At 66.8% G+C, this 1044-nt stretch carries 1 protein-coding gene; it reads right to left on the bottom strand.

Annotated features, from left to right (window positions below; all coding sequences use genetic code 11):
• Positions 1-20 precede the first annotated feature (20 nt).
• Positions 21-953, bottom strand: coding sequence for an IS481 family transposase (locus VB737_RS16940; RefSeq protein ID WP_323243172.1), 933 nt, complete (start codon positions 951-953; stop codon positions 21-23).
• Positions 954-1044: the final 91 nt, after the last annotated feature.

Genomic DNA, 1044 nt, shown 5'->3' on the forward strand with positions numbered 1-1044 from the left:
GTGCTTTCCCACCAGGTTGTTCATGCCTGCAGCTGAGCGAGCCGCTGTTGGGGGGTGAGGCCACCCAGGGCCATGTGGCACCTGCGGCCGTTATAGATCCGCAGGTAGGCAGGCAACAGCTCGTTCCTGCCGGCCGAGCTGCCGTAGGGCATCACGTAGGCCCACTCCTCCAGCAGGGTCTTGATGAACCGCTCGGCCTTGCCGTTGGTCCGGGGGGTGTAGGGCCTGGTCTTCTTCGCCTTCAATCCCAGGGCCTGGCAGGCTTTTCGCCACCCATGCGACTTGTAGGCCGAGCCGTTGTCGCTGAGCACCCGTCGGCACTCGATTCCCTGGCCGTTGAACCAGGCCACCGCACGGCTCAGGAAGCCCACCGTGGTCGGGCCCTTCTCGTCGGGCAGGACCTCGACGTAGGCAAGACGGGTGGCGTCATCCACGGCCACGTGGACCTTCTCGTAGCCAGCCCCGGGTGAGGAGCCCTTGCGCGGATCGCCGGTGATCCGGTGGCCGACCCGCTCAAAGCGGGCCAGTTGCTTGATGTCGACATGGATCATGTCGCCCGGCTCCTCCCACTGGTACCGCTGCACCGGTGGTTTGGGATCGAGGTTGCGCAGCCGGTTCAGCCCCAGGCGCCGCATCGCCCGGGCCAGGGTGGTGATGGGCACCATCATCAGTCGGGCGATCTTGCGGAGGGTGCAGCGCTGGTGCCTGAGCTCCACGGCCTGCTGCAGTTGCTGCGGATCAAGCGTCCGCCGCTGGCTGCGGCGCACACTCCGTCGATCCGCCAGGGCCGTTGGCCCGCCTGAACGGAAGCGAGCCAGCCACTTGCGGGCGGTGCGCTCACTGATCCCGTGGTCGGTGGCCAGCTGGGCAAGGCTCCTGCCCTCCTCGAGGTGCTGGCGAATGAGGCGTTCCCGACCGATCGGTGTCAGGCGGGCGTTGGGGTGTGTATGCATGGAGTGTGAGGTCTGGGGCTGTTGGGTCGCACCACAACCCTGTCGGCCTCACACCCCTTTGTCAGCCGGAACAACCTGGTGGCACTACACA

The organism is Synechococcus sp. BA-120 BA3 (genome assembly GCF_034931285.1).
Lineage (GTDB): Bacteria > Cyanobacteriota > Cyanobacteriia > PCC-6307 > Cyanobiaceae > Cyanobium.